Origin of the sequence: Pseudomonas massiliensis, assembly GCF_000826105.1 — a bacterium.
GTDB lineage: Bacteria > Pseudomonadota > Gammaproteobacteria > Pseudomonadales > Pseudomonadaceae > Aquipseudomonas > Aquipseudomonas massiliensis.
Genome location: NZ_CCYK01000005.1, coordinates 107,791 through 125,899 on the forward strand (window position 1 = coordinate 107,791; position 18,109 = coordinate 125,899).

The 18,109-nt window shown below is 63.9% G+C and carries 16 protein-coding genes; 3 read left to right on the forward strand and 13 right to left on the reverse strand.

Annotation, left to right across the window (positions count from 1 at the left end):
• Nucleotides 1-28: 28 nt before the first annotated feature.
• From BN1188_RS03935 to BN1188_RS03980, 10 genes are all read right to left on the reverse strand, one after another.
• Nucleotides 29-1,216: an ATP phosphoribosyltransferase regulatory subunit gene (locus BN1188_RS03935; RefSeq protein ID WP_040260031.1), complete on the reverse strand. Its 1,188-nt coding sequence runs from the start codon at nt 1,214-1,216 to the stop codon at nt 29-31.
• Nucleotides 1,217-1,466: 250 nt separating this feature from the next.
• A complete protein-coding gene (gene hflC / locus BN1188_RS03940) occupies nt 1,467-2,336 on the reverse strand; it encodes a protease modulator HflC (RefSeq protein ID WP_040260033.1) in 870 nt (289 codons plus the stop codon).
• The gene (gene hflK / locus BN1188_RS03945) at nt 2,336-3,493 is read right to left on the reverse strand and encodes an FtsH protease activity modulator HflK (RefSeq protein WP_040260034.1); all 1,158 of its coding nucleotides are present in this window, start codon (nt 3,491-3,493) and stop codon (nt 2,336-2,338) included. Before hflK ends, hflC begins: the two co-directional genes overlap by 1 nt.
• A gap of 96 nt (nt 3,494-3,589) precedes the next feature.
• A complete protein-coding gene (gene hflX, locus BN1188_RS03950) occupies nt 3,590-4,891 on the reverse strand; it encodes a ribosome rescue GTPase HflX (protein ID WP_040260035.1) in 1,302 nt (433 codons plus the stop codon).
• Nucleotides 4,892-4,903: 12 nt separating this feature from the next.
• Nucleotides 4,904-5,164, reverse strand: coding sequence for an RNA chaperone Hfq (gene hfq / locus BN1188_RS03955; RefSeq protein ID WP_040260036.1), 261 nt, complete (start codon nt 5,162-5,164; stop codon nt 4,904-4,906).
• An 88-nt stretch (nt 5,165-5,252) separates the two neighbouring features.
• Nucleotides 5,253-6,224 carry a tRNA (adenosine(37)-N6)-dimethylallyltransferase MiaA gene (gene miaA / locus BN1188_RS03960; protein WP_040260037.1) on the reverse strand — a complete coding sequence of 324 codons (972 nt, stop codon included), beginning with the start codon at nt 6,222-6,224 and terminating at the stop codon, nt 5,253-5,255.
• Nucleotide 6,225: 1 nt separating this feature from the next.
• The gene (mutL, locus tag BN1188_RS03965; RefSeq protein WP_040260039.1) at nt 6,226-8,139 is read right to left on the reverse strand and encodes a DNA mismatch repair endonuclease MutL; all 1,914 of its coding nucleotides are present in this window, start codon (nt 8,137-8,139) and stop codon (nt 6,226-6,228) included.
• Entirely contained in the window at nt 8,136-9,548 is a 1,413-nt protein-coding gene (locus BN1188_RS03970; RefSeq protein WP_040260040.1) for an N-acetylmuramoyl-L-alanine amidase, read from the reverse strand. The genes mutL and BN1188_RS03970 overlap by 4 nt, the downstream gene beginning before the upstream one ends.
• A gap of 15 nt (nt 9,549-9,563) precedes the next feature.
• Nucleotides 9,564-10,034: a tRNA (adenosine(37)-N6)-threonylcarbamoyltransferase complex ATPase subunit type 1 TsaE gene (gene tsaE, locus BN1188_RS03975; protein WP_040260042.1), complete on the reverse strand. Its 471-nt coding sequence runs from the start codon at nt 10,032-10,034 to the stop codon at nt 9,564-9,566.
• Nucleotides 10,022-11,521 (reverse strand): bifunctional ADP-dependent NAD(P)H-hydrate dehydratase/NAD(P)H-hydrate epimerase, encoded by a 1,500-nt coding sequence (locus tag BN1188_RS03980; RefSeq protein ID WP_040260523.1) that lies wholly within the window; start codon nt 11,519-11,521, stop codon nt 10,022-10,024. The genes tsaE and BN1188_RS03980 overlap by 13 nt, the downstream gene beginning before the upstream one ends.
• 64 nt (nt 11,522-11,585) lie before the next feature.
• On the opposite strand from BN1188_RS03980, the gene queG reads away from it, so the two are divergent.
• Complete coding sequence (gene queG, locus BN1188_RS03985) at nt 11,586-12,659, forward strand: tRNA epoxyqueuosine(34) reductase QueG (protein ID WP_040260043.1); 1,074 nt, start codon at nt 11,586-11,588, stop codon at nt 12,657-12,659.
• Here queG and orn read toward each other — a convergent pair.
• Nucleotides 12,656-13,198, reverse strand: coding sequence for an oligoribonuclease (gene orn / locus BN1188_RS03990; RefSeq protein ID WP_040260044.1), 543 nt, complete (start codon nt 13,196-13,198; stop codon nt 12,656-12,658). The two genes, queG and orn, sit on opposite strands and share 4 nt — an antisense overlap.
• Nucleotides 13,199-13,302: 104 nt before the next feature.
• Between orn and rsgA the strand changes: the two genes are divergently transcribed.
• Nucleotides 13,303-14,334: a small ribosomal subunit biogenesis GTPase RsgA gene (gene rsgA, locus BN1188_RS03995; protein ID WP_040260045.1), complete on the forward strand. Its 1,032-nt coding sequence runs from the start codon at nt 13,303-13,305 to the stop codon at nt 14,332-14,334.
• 57 nt (nt 14,335-14,391) lie between these two features.
• Here the strand turns inward: rsgA and motB are convergent, their stop codons facing one another.
• Nucleotides 14,392-15,456 carry a flagellar motor protein MotB gene (gene motB / locus BN1188_RS04000; protein ID WP_040260046.1) on the reverse strand — a complete coding sequence of 355 codons (1,065 nt, stop codon included), beginning with the start codon at nt 15,454-15,456 and terminating at the stop codon, nt 14,392-14,394.
• A 3-nt stretch (nt 15,457-15,459) separates the two neighbouring features.
• Nucleotides 15,460-16,311, reverse strand: coding sequence for a flagellar motor stator protein MotA (gene motA / locus BN1188_RS04005; RefSeq protein WP_040260047.1), 852 nt, complete (start codon nt 16,309-16,311; stop codon nt 15,460-15,462).
• 273 nt (nt 16,312-16,584) lie between these two features.
• On the opposite strand from motA, the gene BN1188_RS04010 reads away from it, so the two are divergent.
• On the forward strand, nt 16,585-18,105 hold the full coding sequence (locus BN1188_RS04010) for an HDOD domain-containing protein (RefSeq protein WP_040260049.1): 1,521 nt from the start codon (nt 16,585-16,587) through the stop codon (nt 18,103-18,105).
• Nucleotides 18,106-18,109: the final 4 nt, after the last annotated feature.

Here is an 18,109-nt window from a genome sequence, read left to right on the forward strand (position 1 = left end):
CTTGGTGCCGGCCTAAGCCGGCGTGAACTCAGGAAATCAGCGGTGCCACTTGCCAGCTACCGCCCTGCAGAATGAGTTGGCGATCGCAGCCCGCCTCGGCTGCCGCCGCGCTCGCCTGGCCAGGCAAGGCCTGGACCACGCGCTGGCCTTCACCACGTAACCGGCAGGCCAGCTGCCAGAGCGCGGCATCGGTGCTGTCCGGCATCCAGATGCCGCCACTGGGCAGCTCCACTTCCGCCTGGCCCAGGGTCACGAGGGTCTTCAGGTCGGTAGAGAAGCCGGTGGCCGGACGCGCGCGACCGAAATCGGCGCCGAAGTCATCATAGCGGCCGCCCTGGGCGATCGACTGGCCCACACCTGGAACGAAGGCGGCGAATACCACGCCGGTGTGGTAGTGGTAGCCACGCAATTCGCCCAGGTCGAAGTACATGGGCAAGCCTGGGAAGCGCGCGGACAGGCGCTCGGCCAGTTCCAGCAGCTCATCCAGCGCGGCCAGGACGGGCGCGGGGGCGCCACCGAGTATTTCCCGAGCCTGCCCCAGCACGGAGCGGTCGCCGGAAAGGTTGACCAGCGCACGAAGCATCCGGGCCGGGCCTGCGCTCACGCCTGCGGTGAGCTCGAACACCTCGTCGGTGGCCTTGCGCTGCAGAGCATCGAACAGGCGTTGCTCGGTATCGCCGGACAATCCCGCGGCACGGGCCAGCCCTCGGTAGATACCGACGTGACCGAGATCCATGTGAACCTGAGACACTTGCCAAAGCTCGAGCATGGCCAGCATCAGGCTGATCACTTCCAGGTCGCTGCCAATGCTGGCATCGCCGTAAAGCTCCGCGCCCAGCTGGATAGGGCTGCGCGACGTGGAGAGCGCGCGGGGATTGGCATGCAGGACACTACCGGCATAGCAAAGGCGACTCGGCCCTTCGCGCTGCAACGAATGAGCGTCGATACGGGCGACCTGGGGGGTGATGTCGGCACGGAAGCCCATCTGGCGTCCGGACAACGGATCGACAACCTTGAAAGTACGCAGGTCCAGGTCCTGGGAAGCTCCCACCAGGAGCGATTCCAGGTACTCGATATGCGGCGTTACGACGAATTCGTAGCCCCAGCGCTGGAACAGATCCAGTACCTGACGCCGCGCAACCTCGATGCGCGTGGCCTCAGGTGGCAATACTTCCTCGATACCATCTGGCAGCAGCCAGCGGTCTACCGTCGCCATTACCCCTTCCCCTTTGTTCCGGGCGGCGCGCCTCGCGGCCCGCCTTTGAGTGAAGCAGATACTGCCGCGCAGGCGCGAAAACCATAGCGCATGGGGCGCCACGGGGCAGTGTCCTCGAAAAACCTTGTGGCCTGCCGGTCAGCGACCTCGCAGACGCAAAAAAGCCGGGAATTTCCCGGCTGCCGCATCATACACCGGATTGACGCGAGGTTCACCCCGCCAGGCAATGACCTGCCCAGCGGGGCTCAGCTCACGGCTTGACGCGTTCCATGTAGCGGAAGAACTCGCTGGAAGGGTCGAGCACCATCACGTCGCCCTTGCTGGAGAAGCCTTCCTTGTATGCCTGCAGGCTGCGATAGAACCCATAGAATTCCGGGTCCTGGCTGTAGGCCTTGGCATAGATGGCCGCCGCTTGAGCGTCGCCGTCACCGCGTACTTCCTCGGATTCGCGATACGCCTCGGCCAGCAGCACACGCCGCTGGCGATCAGCGTCGGCACGAATGCCCTCGGCCAGCTCGTTACCCTTGGCGCGGTGCTCGCGGGCTTCGCGTTCACGCTCGGTGCTCATGCGCTCGAACACGCTGCGGTTGACTTCCTTGGGCAGGTCGATGGCCTTGACCCGCACATCCACCACTTCGATACCCAGTTCCTGATCCGCCATGCGGTTGAGCGAGGCGGTGATGTCGGCCATGAGCGCGTCGCGCTCCCCGGACACCACTTCATGCAGGGTACGCTTGCCGAACTGGTCCCGCAGGCCCGATTCCAGGCGACGCGCCAGGCGCTCGTCAGCCGTGGCCTTCATGCCGGCGGTGGAGGTGTAGAAGCGATCCGCGTCCTTGACTCGCCACTTGGCGTAGGCATCCACCATCACGGCTTTCTTTTCCAGGGTGAGGAAGCGCTGGGTAGGCGCATCCAGGGTCATCAGCCGGGCATCGAAGCGGCGGACCTGGTTCATGTAGGGAACCTTCATGTGCAGGCCAGGCTGCACATTCGCGTCCACCACACGACCGAACCGCAGCAGCACGGCACGCTCGGTTTGCGAGACGATATAGAAGCTGTTCCACAAGACCACAGCGACCACCACGCCGATCACGAGCGCGATTACAGATCTGTTGCTCATCAGCGGCTCTCCCTCGTACGCAATTCACGCTGCTGCTGTTGCAGGTCCGCCGCGCTGCGACCGGCGGCGTCCGACGCTGGCGCCGCCGAAGGCTGCGCTGGCGATGCCGACCGGCTCTTGTCCATCAGCTTGTCCAGCGGCAAGTAGAGCATGTTGTTCTGCCCCTTGCCGGAAACCAGTACCTTGCTGGTGTTGCTGTACACCTCCTGCATGGTTTCTAGGTACAGACGCTCGCGCGTGACGTCCGGCGCCTTGCGGTACTCGGCCAGCAGCTTGCTGAAGCGGTCCGCCTCACCCTTGGCGCGGGAAACGACTTCATCCCGGTAGCCGTTGGCGTCCTCGATGATTCGCTGTGCCTGGCCACGGGCCTCGGGCACCACGCCATTGGCGTAGGTTTCCGCCTGGTTGCGGGCACGCTGTTCGTCCTCGCGGGCCCGGATCACGTCGTCGAAGGCTTCCTGCACCTCGCGAGGCGCGGCGGCGCTCTGCACGTTGACCTGGGTCACGCTGATGCCGGTGCCATAGGTGTCGAGGAAGCGCTGCAGGCGCTCCTTGATTTCCCCGGCCATCTGCACCCGGCCCTCGGTGAGCACCTGGTCCATGGCGGTGGAGCCCACCACATGGCGCAGCGCGCTGTCGGTGGCGTGCTGGAGGCTGATCTCCGGCTGATCCACGTTGAGCACGAAGTCCTTGAGGTTGGTGATCTTGTACTGGACGGTGAGCGGCACTTCGACGATGTTCTCGTCCTCGGTGAGCATCTGGCCCTGCTTGCTGTACGCTCGTTCGCGAGTCACGTTCTCGAGGAACTTGCGGTCGAAGGGCGGGAAATAGATGTTCAGGCCCGGCCCTACGGTTTCGTGGTATTTACCGAAACGCAGGATGACCGCCTGCTCCTGTTCGTCAACCACATAGACCGCGCTGTACAGCCAGATGGCGGCCAGCACGGCAAGGCCGATGCCCAGCAAGCCCAGCCCGCCGCCCTTGGAACCCGCAGGCTCGCCGCCGCGGCGCTTGCCGCCACCGAACAGGCCATTGAGGCTTTCTTGCAGCTTGCGGAAGGCTTCGTCCAGATCCGGTGGCCCCTTGCGATCGCCACCACGGCGGCCGCCCCACGGATCCTGGTTGTTCGAGTTGCCACCCGGCTCATTCCAAGCCATAGCGCTCTCCATCAGATAAAGCTAAGACGCGCCCACGGCGCGTCGGCCAATGCTACAGAATGCCGCCCTTCCCGACCAAACCAACCCGGAAAGCTTTTATTGCAAAGTGTGTTCTCGAATGAACTCTTCTGGCACCAGGCCTTCCCGACTGACCAGTCGGTTGAGTTCTACTCGAGGCAAGCGAACTTCCAGCAGGCTCGCGCCGCTTTCATCATGAGTTTCACCCTGCACCGCGTTCGCGGAGAACAACTGAGCGCGCAAGCGCCCCAGCCCCTGCGGCAAGCGCAGCGTCGCCACGAAAAGATCTTCGCCGAGCAGCTCGGCCACCGCCTTGCCAACCAGTTCCAGGCCCAGCCCTTCCCGGGCCGACACCCAGACGCGCTGCGGCTTGTCATCCTCGCCGCGCTGGATATGCGGCTCCACGCCTTCAAGCAGGTCGAGCTTGTTATAGACCTCCAGGATCGGCAAGCCCTCGGCGCCGATCTCGGTCAGCACTGCCATCACCTGCTCCACCTGGGCCATGCGTTCCGGCTCGTGGGCGTCGATGACATGCAGCAGCAGGTCGGAGCTGGCCGACTCTTCCAGGGTAGCGCGAAAGGCCTCTACCAGCTTGTGCGGAAGGTGACGAATGAAGCCCACGGTATCGGCCAGCACGATCGGCCCGATATCCCCAAGCTCCAGCCGGCGTAGCGTCGGGTCGAGGGTAGCGAACAGCTGGTCGGCTGCGTAGACGTCGGACGCGGTGATCGCGTTGAACAAGGTGGACTTGCCGGCGTTGGTGTAGCCCACCAGGGATACCGAGGGAATGTCGGCGCGCTTGCGGCCACGCCGGGCCTGCTCGCGTTGGCTGCGGACCTTCTCCAGTCGTGCCTTGATCTGGCGAAGGCGTACACGCAGCAGGCGGCGGTCGGTTTCCAGCTGGGTTTCACCCGGTCCGCGCAGGCCGATACCCCCTTTCTGCCGCTCCAGGTGCGTCCAGCCCCGCACCAGTCGCGTGCTCATGTGCTCCAACTGGGCCAGCTCCACCTGGAGCTTGCCTTCATGGGTACGGGCGCGTTGGGCGAAGATGTCGAGGATCAGCCCCGTGCGGTCGAGCACGCGGCATTCGAAGGCGCGCTCGAGGTTGCGCTCCTGGCTGGGCGTGAGGGTGTGATTGAAGATCACCAGGTCGGCTTCGCCGGTTTTCACCTGGTCGCGAAGCTCTTCGACCTTGCCGGTACCGATCAGGTACTTGGCGGTCGGCTGATGTCGGGAAACGCTGATGAAAGCGACCGTCTGGGCGCCGGCCGAGGTCGCCAGCTCCTGAAACTCCTGCGGGTCTTCGCGCGCCTCAGGGTCTTGTCCATCCAGATGAACGAGAATGGCTCGTTCACCACCACCATGGCGCTCGAAGAACAAAGCAGGCTCCTATCAGGCGTTTCCAGGCTCGGCGTCGTTGTGCTCGGCATCGCCAGCACTAGGCAGGCGAATGGCGCGTACAGGAACGACGGTAGAGATAGCGTGTTTGTAGACCATCTGGCTGACGGTGTTCTTGAGCAGGATCACGAACTGGTCGAAGGATTCGATGGTGCCCTGCAATTTGATACCGTTGACCAGATAGATCGAAACCGCGACTTTTTCTTTACGCAAAGTGTTCAGGTAAGGGTCTTGTAGCGAATGCCCTTTTGACATGTGCCGCACTCCTTTAAGGATCAATAATAAAACTGCTAAAAATAGTAGCTGACCGGCTTTCCCCCAAGGATAGACGGCAACGCAAGACTCAGCTCAATATGGAGATCGAGCCAAGGTATTTCAAGGACTGCGTCAGATTGTCGCGAGCCAGGCTGTCGAGCCAGTGGAGGTCCTGCCAGCCGCGCAACCAGGTGAACTGCCGCTTGGCCAGCTGGCGAGTCGCGATGATGCCGCGCTCTTTCATTTCAGCGGCGGTAAGCCCGCCATCCAGATGCTCCCACACTTGCCGGTACCCTACCGCCCTGATCGAGGGGAGGCCGGGATGCAAGTCTTCCCTGTCACGCAATCGTCTGACCTCGTCCACGAAGCCCTGTTCAAGCATTTGTTCAAAGCGCTGGGCGATACGCGAATGCAACAGCGATCGCTGCGCCGGCGCGATGGCCAGGCTGGCGACAGTATAGGGCAATTGCGGCTGCGCCGATGCGCCTGCGAGGCCCTTTTCCGCAATTTGCCGCGCGCGCAGGTCGGTCATGCTGACGCCCCCGGCCCGGTAGACTTCCAGGGCACGGATGATGCGCTGGGGATCATTGGGATGGATGCGCGCTGCGGACACTGGATCGACTTGCGCCAGCTCGGCATGCAAGGCGCCCAGCCCCTCGCTGGCAAGCTGTGCTTCCAAGGCCTGGCGCACGGCGGGATCGGCGCTGGGCATGTCTGCCAGGCCATCGAGCAGCGCCCGAAAATACAGCATGGTCCCACCTACCAACAGCGGGATGCGGCCGCGGGCGGTGCTTTGCGCCATGGCCTGAAGCGCGTCGCGGCGAAAGTCCGCGGCCGAGTAGCTGTCGGCGGGGTCGAGAATGTCTACCAGCTGGTGAGGGAAGGCTTCCAGCACCGCCTTCGACGGCTTGGCCGTACCGATGTCCATGCCTCGGTAGACCAGTGCCGAATCGACGCTGATCAGATCGCAAGGCAGTACTCGCGCCAGTTCAAGGGCCAGGTCTGTCTTGCCGGAAGCCGTCGGCCCCATCAGGAAGATGGCCGGGGGCAGGCTATTCATGTCAGCGCCCCCGCAGGAACAGTTTGTCGAGTTCATCCACGCCCAGTTGGGTCCAGGTGGGCCGGCCATGATTGCATTGCCCGCTGCGCTCGGTGGTTTCCATGTCACGCAGCAAGGCGTTCATCTCGGCGATCGCCAGGCGGCGATTGGCGCGCACCGCGCCGTGGCAGGCCATGGTGCCGAGCAGCTCGTTCAAGTGCGCCTGGATGCGATCGCTGGTGCCGTATTCCATCAGGTCAGCCAGCACGTCGGCCACCAGGCGGTTGGCCTCCGCCTGCTTGAGCAAGGCCGGAATCTGACGGATCGCCAGGGTTTCCGGGCCTAGGCGCTGCAACTCGAACCCCAGGCGGGAAAACCACTGGGCATGCTCTTCGGCGCAATCGGCTTCGCGCTGGCTCAGCGCCAGGGCCTCCGGTACCAGCAGCGGTTGCCCGCTGAGCCCTTCGCTGGCCATGGCGACCTTGAGGCGTTCGTACATGATGCGCTCATGGGCGGCATGCATGTCGACCAGCACCAGCCCATGGGCATTTTCAGCCAGGATGTAGATCCCCTTGAGTTGCGCCAGGGCAAAACCCAGGGGTGGAATCTCGCCCTCCTCGGCGGGCAGCGTCGCGCCGGTGGATGCCGCCTCGGGCAAGGGGGCGAAGAAGGCCCGGTAGACGCCCCCCGCCTCTGCCAGCGGCACGGCGGCGGCACGACGCTCGACGCTGCCGGAGTAGTTGCCATTGCCACCGGTGCCCGACGCAGTGCCAAGGTACGACCGGGACTGGAAAACTTCCTGCTGGACCGAGGCCGGACGAGCCGCCAGGGCTATTTCGCCCTGGGGGCCGAATTCACCGGCCACCGCGCCGGACGGGCGCGCCATTGGGGTCACGGCCACGGGCGCGGCAAGCTGGTCTTGCGGCCGTACCTCGGCCAGGCCCCGGTGCAGAGTGCCATAGAGGAAGTCATGCACCATGCGCCCATCGCGGAAGCGCACCTCATGCTTGGTGGGGTGCACGTTCACATCCACCACCGCGGGGTCGACTTCCAGGAACAGCACAAAGGTAGGGTGGCGTCCGTTGAACAGTACATCCCGGTACGCCTGGCGAACGGCGTGGGCGACCAGCTTGTCGCGTACCGCCCGCCCATTGACGAAGAAATACTGCATGTCAGCCTGGCTGCGCGAGAAGGTCGGCAGCCCCACCCACCCCCACAGGCGAAGGCCGCTGCGCTCCACTTCCACCGGCAGTGCCTGCTCGAGGAAGCCCGGCCCGCAGATGACGCCAACCCGACGGGCACGCATGGACTCGTCGTGGGCTTCGTGCAGGCTCAGCACGCTTTTGCCGTTGTGGCGCAGATGGAAAGCGACGTCGAACCGGGCCAGCGCAAGACGGCGGATGACTTCCTGAAGGTGGTCGAACTCGGTTTTCTCGCTCTTGAGAAACTTGCGCCGGGCCGGCGTGTTGAAAAACAGGTCGCGCACTTCCACCGAGGTGCCCACCGGATGGGCGGCCGGCTGAACCCGCGGGGCCATGTCACGACCTTCGGTTTCCACTTGCCAGGCCTCGCTGGCATCTGCCGTGCGCGAGGTCAGCACCAGGCGCGCCACGGAGCTGATGGAGGCAAGGGCCTCGCCGCGAAAGCCCAGGCTCATGACCCGCTCCAGGTCTTCCAGGTCGCGAATCTTGCTGGTGGCATGACGCGCCAGGGCCAGGGGCAGGTCTTCGCTACGGATGCCCGAACCGTCGTCGCGCACCTTGAGCAGCTTCACACCGCCTTGCTCGACTTCCACATCGATACGCCGGGCTCCGGAATCCAGGCTGTTTTCCAGCAGTTCCTTGATGACCGAAGCCGGCCGTTCCACCACCTCGCCAGCGGCGATCTGGTTGGCCAGGCGAGGACTGAGCAGCTCGATGCGCGCGGCCTCGGTCATGGTTGCGCCGCCAAGGCAGCCGAGGGAATGGTCAGCAACTGACCTATTTTCAGGGCATCGCTTTTCAAGTCATTGGCGCTGCGCAGCGCGCTTACCGACACCTGGTAGCGGGTCGCGATCATCGGCAGGGTTTCGCCGCTGCGGACCGTATGCTGGCTTTCCGAACGCGCCAGCTTGCCCGAATCTCGCAGCCAGGCGATGTAGGTACCCGGCGGCGGATTTTGCTCGAAGAATTGCCGTACCCCGGCACGAATGGAACGCGCCAGCGCTTGCTGGTGAGACGTGGAGCGCAGCTTGCTCGATTCGCCGGCATTGGAAATGAAGCCGGTTTCCACCAGGATGGACGGGATGTCAGGCGACTTGAGCACCATGAATGCGGCCTGCTCTACCCGGCTCTTGTGCAAGGTGGTGACCCGGCCGATATTGCTGAGCACCTTCTGGCCCACGTTGAGGCTTGAACTCAGGGAGGCAGTCATGGACAGGTCCAGCAATACCCCGGCGAGCATCCGGTCTTTGTCGTCGAGGCTGACGTTGCCCGCGCCCCCGATCAGGTCGGAGCGGTTTTCACTGTCGGCCAGCCAGCGCGCTGTCTCGGAAGTGGCGCCACGCTCGGACAAGGCGAATACCGACGCGCCATAGGCAGCTGTCGAGGGCGCGGCGTCGGCGTGAATGGAAATGAACAGGTCCGCCCCTTTCTTGCGGGCAATCTCCGTGCGCTGGCGCAACGGAATGAAGTAATCGCCGGTACGGGTCAGCTCAGCGCGGAAGCCTTTCTCTTGGTTGATCTGCCGCTGCAGCTCCTTGGCGATCTGCAGCACCACGTCTTTTTCATGCTCGCCCTTGGAGCCGGACGCGCCTGGGTCTTCCCCGCCATGACCGGCGTCGATGGCGATGATGATGTCACGCTTGCCGTTGGGCACCGGCGCCAGCTTGATCTCGGGTTTGGCCGGTGTTACCGGCAGCGCGGGCGTGGTGGCGATGGTAGGCGGCGGCGCGGGCGGTTCGGCGTCCGAAGGCTGGTCGTAGAGGTCCACCACCAGGCGGTTGCCATATTGCTGATTGGGCGCCAGGGTGAAGCTCTTGGGCGTCAGCGGCTTTTTCAGGTCCACCACCACCCGCAGGTCGGTGGGGGTGCGCTGGGCCGTGCGCACGCTGGTGATTGGCGTATTGGCCGTGGAGACTTTCAATGGCGCGTCCAGGGCAGCGCCATTGATATCGATCACCAGACGATCGGGCGCGGTCAGGGTGAACACGCTGTGCTCCACTGGCCCCGAAAGATCGAAGACCAGCCGGGTATTATCGGGGGCGCGCCACAGCCGCATGCTCTTGACTTGCGTGACGGCCATTGCGTCGACCGCGAATACCGTAAGCCAAAGTCCCACGACCGCGACCAGCGCGCGAATGCGCATATGCTCCCCACCTCTTCATTCAATAACCGGCGCCAGGGCGCCTAACCACGATTCGCCACTTGAGCTGCCGGCGCGCAATTCAAGGCGGCGCCCCTGCTCTTGGGCGCTTATGGTAATGGTCAGGTCAGGCTTTGGCAAAACGCCTTGTCCTTTGGCAGGCCATTCCACCAGGCACAGCGCCTCGCCCTGGAAATAATCGCGGATGCCCATGAATTCCAGCTCTTCCGGGTCGGCCAGACGGTAAAGGTCGAAATGGTAGAGCGACACCCCTTCGAGTTCGTAGGGCTCGACCAGGGTGAAGGTAGGGCTTTTTACCGGCCCGGCGTGGCCGAAACCACGCACGATGCCGCGTGAGAGCGTGGTTTTACCCGCGCCCAGGTCGCCTTCCAGAAACAGGGTGCCCCGGCCGCCGGTCACCTGGGCAAGCCTGCTACCGAGCGCCGTCATCGCTGTTTCGTCCGGCATGAAGAGCGTCAGGCTTTGCATGGGGCTACCTCCTCGAGCAACCGACGAATGGTGGGAATCAGGTCCACAGCGGCCAGGCCGCGCCCTCGCGCGCCTTCAACCTCACCTGCCCGGGCATGTAGCCATACCCCCAGACAGGCCGCCTCGAAGGCTGGCATATGCTGGGCCAGCAAGGCGCCTATCAGGCCGGACAGTACATCCCCCAGGCCGGCGGTGGCCATGGCAGGATGGCCATGGTTACAGACCGCCAGCCGACCTTCTGGCGCGGCGATCAGGCTGCCAGCGCCCTTGAGCACGCAAACCGCCTGATAGGTCCTGGCGAGCGCGCGAACAGCCCCCGGCCGGTCCGCCTGCACCTCCTTCACGGACAGGCCCAGCAGGCGCGCGGCTTCGCCAGGGTGCGGCGTAAGCACAGCCCCTGGTGGCAATTGAACCGCTTTTTCCGCCAACAGGTTGAGCGCGTCAGCGTCCCACACCTGAGCCTTGGGCTGGCCCGCCACTACCGACAGCAGGCTCCGCCCCCAAGCCCCGGTACCAAGCCCGGGGCCAGCCACCAATACGCTGGCCGCGGACAGCAGCGCCGGAAGCTGATTGGCCGAAGCCACGGCCGTGGTCATCACTTCCGGTAAACGCGTCAGTGCTGGCGCCACATGCTCGGCACGGGTAGCCAGGGAGACCATGCCGGCGCCGCTACGTAGCGCGGCTTCAGCCGCCATGAGCGCCGCGCCTCCGGTGCCATGCTCACCTCCGACCACCAATACCCGGCCGAACTGACCTTTGTGAGCCGTCGCCCGACGCGGCTCGGGCTGTGGCAGATTGCCTGGCCGCAGCAGAGTCGCCTGGCCCGCGGCCTCGCCTCCGGAGGCGCTGTCAGCCCCCAGGCTCGCGAATAACAATTGGCCTACATGCGCCGCCGCTTCGCCAGTGAACAAACCGAGCTTGAGGCCAATGAAGGTCAGGGTGAGATCAGCCTGCACCGCACAACCCATGACATGCCCGGTGTCGGCGTTCAGCCCGGAGGGAATGTCCACCGCCAGCACCGGCAGGCCACAGGTGTTGATCGCCTCGATGGCCTGCCGATGCATGCCGCTGACCTCGCGGCTCAGGCCTGTGCCCAGCAACGCATCCACGATCACACCGGCCAAGCGGGCGCCTGGTTTCCAGGGCCGGGCACCGACGCCAGCCTCCCGCGCCCGAGCCAGCGCGGCGGCGGCGTCGCCCCGAGGTTCGTCAGCCCCGGTGAGGGTATAGAGCGTGACCGGCCAACCCGCCTGCCGGGCCAGCGCGGCAATGAGAAAACCATCCCCGCCATTGTTGCCGTTGCCGGCCAGTACGGTCACTTCGTTCGCATCCGGCCAGCGCTCACGCAGGGCTTGCCAGCAGGCATCGGCGGCACGCTCCATCAGGGCCAGCCCCGGAGTGCCGGCGGCGATCAGGCGCGCATCCAGGTCTCGAACCTGGGCGGCGCTATGCAGTACGTCGGGTAAGACGGTGTGGGATAAGGGCATCATGCGACCCTGGGTGTGGATGTCTGGCAGAATTATACCTATCAATGCCTTGGTTTCCCTGTCCATGTCCGCTGTTGCACTCGACCTTGAAGAACTCGCCTCGTCCATCAAGACCTGGGGCCGCGAACTGGGCTTCCAGCAGGTAGGCATCAGTGGCCTGGCCCTGGGCGAGCATGAACAGCACCTGCAGCGCTGGCTGGAGGCTGGCCACCATGGCGAAATGGACTACATGCAGGCTCACGGCAGCAAGCGCTGGCGCCCCGACGAACTGGTACCGGGTACGCTGCGGGTGGTGTCGGTACGCATGGATTACCTGCCAGGCGATACAGGTATGGCCGAGCGGCTGGCCCAGCCGGACAAAGCCTATATCTCCCGCTACGCGCTGGGCCGTGATTACCACAAGGTGGTGCGTAAACGCCTGCAACAGTTGGCGGAGCGGATTCAGACCAGCATTGGCCCCTTCGGTTACCGTGCCTTCGTAGACAGCGCCCCTGTGCTGGAAAAAGCCATTGCCGAACAGGCTGGCCTGGGCTGGATCGGCAAGAACACGCTGGTGCTCAACCGCAAGGCGGGCAGCTATTTTTTCTTGGGTGAGCTCTTCATTGACCTACCCTTGCCGGTAGATCCTCCACAGGCCAGCGAGCACTGCGGCAAATGTCGTGCCTGCCTGGACATCTGTCCTACCAACGCCTTCGTGGGACCCTATCAGCTCGACGCCCGACGTTGCATTTCCTACCTGACCATCGAATACAAAGGCTCGATCCCCGAGGCGTTGCGCCCGCTGATCGGCAATCGGGTATTTGGCTGCGACGACTGCCAGCTGGTTTGTCCGTGGAACCGTTTCGCCCGCCCCACGGGCGAGGCGGACTTCAGCCCTCGGCACGGCCTGGACAACGCTGAGCTGGCCGCCCTGTTCCGCTGGGACGAGCAACAGTTCCTCAGCCAGACTGAAGGCTCCCCGTTGCGCCGGGCCGGTTACGAGCGCTGGCTACGCAACCTGGCGGTGGGGTTGGGCAATGCGCCGACCACCATCGCCGTGGTGGAGGCGCTGCGGGCGCGCCAGGCGGACCCATCGCCATTGGTGCGCGAGCACGTGGCCTGGGCATTGGCGCGCCATGGCGAACCGGTCGCGAGCTAGGCCTTGATGAAGTGCTCGCGATAGTGCTGCAGCTCGGCGATGGAGTCGCGAATGTCATCCAGGGCCAAATGACTGCCACCCTTCTTCAGGCTGTCGCGCACCTGCGGCGCCCACAGGCCAGCAAGAATCTTGAGCGTGGAGACGTCCAGATTGCGGTAGTGGAAGTAACTTTCCAGTTCCGGCATATGGCGGTAGAGGAAGCGCCGATCCTGGCAGATGCTGTTGCCACAGATGGGCGACTTGCCCTTGGGCACCCACTGCTGAAGAAAATCGAGGGTCTGCCGTTCGGCCTCGGCCATTGAAACCTTGCTGTCGCGCACACGCTGGGTCAGGCCGGAGCCGCCATGCTGGCGGGTGTTCCATTCGTCCATTCGAGCCAGTACTTCGTCGCTGTGGTGGATGGCGATGACCGGGCCTTCGGCCAGGGTATTGAGTTCGCTATCGGTGACGATGGTCGCCATTTCGATGATGACATCGGTATCCGGATCCAGGCCGGTCATTTCCAGATCGATCCAGATCAGGTTGGTGGGGTTGAGCATTGAAACCTCCTCGACAAGACTGCCAAGTGTAGCTTACCGGCGCATGCTAGACTCGCGGCTCGACCCATCGCCCGCAACCGCGCGCCCTCTTTTCCGGTACCTCCATGGCCAAACGCCAGCTCAACCGTCGCCAGGCCTGGCGCATCGATAAAATCCAGAATGAACGCGCCGCCCGTGCTGCCAAGCGCGAGTCCCAAGCCGAGCAAGTGCTGGAAGGCGGTGACCTGGGCCCTGAAGAAACCGGGCTGATCATTGCCCACTATGGCGTACAGGTAGAGGTCGAAGCCCAGCAGGGCGAGCATGCGGGTGAAGTGTTCCGTTGCCATCTGCGCGCCAATCTTCCCGCCCTGGTAACCGGCGACCGAGTGGTATGGCGAGCGGGCAACCAAGGCATCGGCGTGATCGTGGCGCAACTGCCACGCACCACTGAGCTGTGCCGTCCGGATGCACGCGGCCAACTCAAGCCGGTGGCGGCGAACGTCGATTTGATCGTGATCGTCTTCGCGCCCGCGCCGGAGCCCCAGGCCAACCTGATCGACCGCTACCTGGTGGCTGCGGAGCACGCAGGGATTCGCCCACTTCTGCTGCTCAACAAGGCTGACCTGATCGACGCAGGCAACGAAGCACGCCTCAACGACCTGCTCGAGGCCTATCGCCAGCTGGGCTACCCGTTATTGGAAGTGTCGGCTCATCAGGGCGATGGCATGCAACAGCTCAAGGAACGGCTCAAGGGCCATACCAGCGTGTTCGTCGGGCAGTCCGGCGTAGGCAAGTCTTCGCTGGTCAATGCCCTGCTGCCTGATGCCCAGGCCAGGGTAGGCGCGCTATCGGACTGGTCCGGGCAGGGCACCCATACCACCACCACGGCCAAGCTGTTCCACTTCCCCCAGGGCGGCGACCTGATCGACTCGCCCGGTATCCGCGAGTTTGGCCTGGTCCATGTGAGCCGGCAGGACGTGGAGGCCGGCTTCATTGAATTCGCCGACCTGCTGGGGCGCTGCCGCTTCCGCGACTGCAAGCATGACCGCGAGCCTGGCTGCGCGCTGCTCCAGGCACTGGAGGACGGCCGCATCCACCCTCAGCGGATGCACAGCTACCGGGCCATTGTCGCCGGCTTGCCTGACGACCGATATTGAGCGCAGCCGGTCAGGAGGCTCGGCCAGGGAAGGCCCAGCTTCGCTGTTCCACAAGGCTTACAACTGCTTGCCAGCCGGGGCCTCCATCTTCAAGGCACCGCTGTCGAAGATGTTCAGTTTTTCACGCAGCTCCCGTGGTTGCACCGTCGGGTTCTGCTCGGCCAGGCTGCTGGCGCCGGCGCCCGCTGCTGCCGGGGCAGCCGCCCCAGGGGTCGCGGGTGCTGGCGCCGGCGCGCTGGGCGCGGCTGGCGGGGCCGCCGGCTCCTCTGGCTGCTCACCTTCGATATCGCGCTGGGCCTTCTTGGTCAGTACGATGATATCGATACGACGGTTGACCGGATTCAGCGGACTCTTGCGATCGAACAGCGAGGATGAACCGTAGCCTACCACTCGCGCGATCTGCGTTTCCGGGTAGCTGCCCGCCACCAGGGCGCGGCGCGCCGCGTTTGCACGGTTGGCCGACAATTCCCAGTTGCCGAAGTCCGCGCTTGCCGCGTAGGGCTTGGCGTCCGTGTGGCCGCTGATGCTGACCTTGTTCGGCACTTCCTTGATGGTATCGGCCATCGCCAGAAGAATGTCCTCGAAGTAAGGCTTCAGGCGCGCGCTACCCAGGTCGAACATCGGTCGGTTCTCCGCGTCCATGATCTGGATGCGCAGGCCATCCTGGGTGATTTCGAACAGTATCTGGTCCTTGAACTTCTGCAATTGAGGGTTCTCGTCCACCTTGTTCTGCAATTCCTGCAACAGGAGTTCGAGACGGTCCTTTTCCACCTTCTCAGCGATGTTCTGCGCCTCGTCCGGAGTGACCTGGTTCTCCGCCTCCGGCTTGGGCGGTGCCACCTTGGCTTCCGGGTTGAGGGTGTGGTCCGGTGCCAACTGTGGCGACCCACCAAGGTCGATCACATAGGGTGAGCCACTTTCAGTAAAGCCGATCGGGTCCTTGAAGTAACCAGCGATGGCAAGCTTCTGCTCGGGCGTGGCGTTGGACAGCAGCCACAGCACCAGGAAGAAAGCCATCATCGCGGTTGCGAAGTCGGCGAAGGCAATTTTCCAGGCACCCCCGTGGTGCCCGCCGCCAAAGCGCTTTACGCGCTTGACGATGATCGGCTGATTATTTTCCATGGCTTAGCGACCGCGTACTGCTTGTTCCAGCTCAGCGAAGCTCGGACGGTGGGCCGGGTACAGCACCTTGCGTCCGAATTCCACCGCCAGGGTAGGCGGCATGCCAGAGGCCGAGGCCACCAGCGAGGCCTTGATGGCCTCGAACACGTTCATTTCTTCCTTGGCATCATGGCCAAGGCAGGTGGCCAATGGGCCGAAGAAGCCGTAGGCCGCGAGAATACCGAGGAAGGTACCTACCAGCGCCGCGCCCACGTGAGCCCCGATGGCAGCCTTGTCGCCGCTTCCCAGCGAGGCCATGGTAATTACGATACCCAGTACCGCCGCAACGATACCCATGCCGGGCAAACCGTCGGCAACGCCCTGTACGGCATGGGAGGGGTGCTCGAGCTCTTCCTTCATGCTCAGCAGTTCCATGTCGAACAGGCCTTCCAGTTCGTGGGGCGCCATGTTGCCGGAAGACATGATGCGCAGGTAGTCGCAGATGAACGCTGTCATCCGGGCATCATTGAGCACGGCAGGGTACTTGGCGAAGATCGGGCTCGCGGCGGCATCTTCGATATCGCTCTCGATGGCCATCATGCCTTCACGACGGCTCTTGTTGAGGATTTCGTAGACCAGGCCAAGCACTTCCAGATAGAAGGCGTGGGTGAACCGCGACTTGAACATCTTCAAGGACTTCTTGAAGACGGTCATGGTGGCGGAGCCAGGGTTGGCCTGAAGGAATGCGCCAAGGCAGGCACCGCCAATGATCAATACCTCGAAAGGCTGGATCAGGGCCGCGATCTGGCCGCGGGAAAGAACGTATCCACCGAGTACGCTCGCGAATACGACGATGATGCCGATAATTTTAGCCATAGGTCAGGACACTTCGAAACGTGGGAAAACTGGCACGGGGCCGTTTCAATCTCTGCTTCTACCTATCGGCAGAACTGCGCCAGACTATAGTGACGATTCGTTGGGTTGTGTACGAAAAGTCCGTTAGCCAGCGCCGCACCAGAGGAAGCAGGCAAGGAAGCGACGTTCATATTGTCTAGATCGGCCTTGCGTGCAGCTTCTTGACGCCCCTTGGGCATATCGGGCCACCTTGGCGTATAAACCTGAAAACCGTTCGAGCGAGCGCCGAGCCTTATGTCAGCAGTCCGACAGCAGAATATCGAAGCCTGGATCAAAACCCTGGGCAATGTGCGCATTCCGGTCCCCAAGGCCAGTCATGAACAGGTATGCCGTGTGCTGAACGACAGCCGCAGCTCGCTGCGTGACATCGCCGACTCCATGCAGCATAGCCCCGCGCTCGTATTGAATGTGATCCGGGAAGCCAACCTCCTGGCCGGGGGCACCCTGGCCGAACCGGCCGAGAGCCTGGAAATCGCCATCAACCGCCTCGGCCTGGCCCGCACCGGCGAACTGCTGGCTCGGGTTCCGGCCCTGGAGCCCGACGCCATACCAATGCCCCTGCGCCAGTTGCAGTTGGTCAGCCAGCACGCCAGCCAGCAGGCCAGCGGTTTCTTCGCCGCCCGCCTGGCCCGCTTGTGGCAGGAAATCCATTGGGGCAGCCTTCTTTTCCTGGCGCCCCTGTGGCCCTTGGCAATGGCAGAACCGAAGCTGTTCGAGGAATGGGACCTGCGCGTTCTGCACAAGGGCGAGAATGCGGCACGGGTGGAACGGGAACTGTTCGGCGTGCGCGTACTGGAACTGTGCATGGCCCTGGCCGAGTACTGGCGTCTGCCAGCGTGGGTGCGCCAGGGTTATCGCGCCCTGACCGAGGAACGCCGTTCGCTGGCCAAGGCCATGCTTATCGCACGGCATGAGGATGACCCACTTGGCCAGCAGCGGCAGCTGGATGCCAACCCGGACCTGTATCGCTGGTTCAACCAGCCCGCCACCACCATACTGTTAGCCAATGGCCTGGCGCTGGCTAGCGAGCAAGGCTGGGGCGTGCCCCATGTGCTGCGCTGGCAGCAGTTGCTCGCGCTCTACACCCAGGCGCCGCTGGAACAGGTCCAGCAGCAGACCCACCTGCAGGCGGTGCAAAGCGCGCGGATACACGCCGCGCCGGGAGTCTGGCACCCGGCGGCGACGCTGCCCTGGCCGCTTACCGAGCGGCGCCTGCATCCGGGCCTGATGCCGGCGGCGGGCCCAAGCGCCGAAGCCATCGCCCATTGGCGACAACTCTGCACCACCCTGATCAGCGAGCCCAGCCCTTTCAACAACGCCTTGCACCTGACCGGGGTGGCCATGCAAGCGCTGGAAGCCTGCGGCATGCGGCGGATCGCCTTGCTGATGGTCGATAAGGCGCAGGCCAACCTGCGTGTCCATCAAATCGTCGGGCTGCCCAAGGCGGGCAGCGAGCTGAGCATGGCATTGAACCACGCCCCGCTGCTGCAACGCCTGGTCGAACGACCAGGGCAGTTGCGCCTGACGCCAGAGAACAACGTTTCGCTCTCCCGCCTGATACCCGCAAGCCTGCGGGTCATGTTCCGAGGCGAGCACTTGTTGTTGCGCTCGATCACCAGCCAGGACCGCGTCCTGATGCTTCTTCTGGCAGACCAGGGCGGGCTGCCCATGGCCGAGACAAGCGTCCAGGCCTTCACCAAGACAGCCCAGTGCATCGAGCGTGCGTTATCGGTGTTCAGCCAACGCAGTCGTTGAACGT